Below are 604 nucleotides of genomic sequence, written 5' to 3' on the forward strand. Positions count from 1 at the left end.
GAAATCGGCGTGGGGATCCGCGTCGACGGCACGACGATTCATGCCGATGGGGTGCTCCCGCTGCGGGCGGTGGAATGCGTGGCTCTGCCATATCCCGCCGTGCCCACGGACATGCAGGCCCAGTTGACAGCGTTGCTGGCAACGGCCGAGGGAATCAGCCTGGTGACCGACAAGGTGTTCCCCGACCGGTTCATGCACATTTCCGAACTGGCGCGGATGGGGGCCCGCGTCCGCCGCGAAGGCGCCAGTGCGATCGTCGGCGGACCGACGCGGCTGAGCGGCGCTTCGGTGATGGCGTCGGACCTGCGGGCCAGCGCCGCACTCGTGCTGGCGGCCCTCGCGGCGGAGGGACCGTCGGTCGTCCGGCGAATTTATCATCTCGACCGCGGCTATGAGCGATTCGAGGCCAAGCTGCGTTCGCTGGGAGCGGACGTGCAGCGCGTCGAAGACAGCCCCGCGAATGTCCCGCCGGAACTGATGGAAGTCGCGTCCCCGCCGTCCGAACCGGCAATGCCCGGCCCCCACTGGTCGGGCGCCGCGACGCGGCGACTCACTCCGCAAGGATAAGTCGATCTGCTATCGTGTGCCGGCCGTCAACATCCGT

The 604-nt window shown here is 68.5% G+C and carries 1 protein-coding gene; it reads left to right on the forward strand.

The window, feature by feature from the left end:
• The coding region (locus JNK74_29470) for a UDP-N-acetylglucosamine 1-carboxyvinyltransferase (protein MBL7650304.1) at nt 1-567 on the forward strand (567 nt) is incomplete at its 5' end.
• Between the last annotated feature and the right edge of the window lie 37 nt (nt 568-604).

Source organism: Candidatus Hydrogenedentota bacterium (assembly GCA_016791475.1).
In the GTDB taxonomy this organism is placed as follows: Bacteria; Hydrogenedentota; Hydrogenedentia; order Hydrogenedentales; family JAEUWI01; genus JAEUWI01.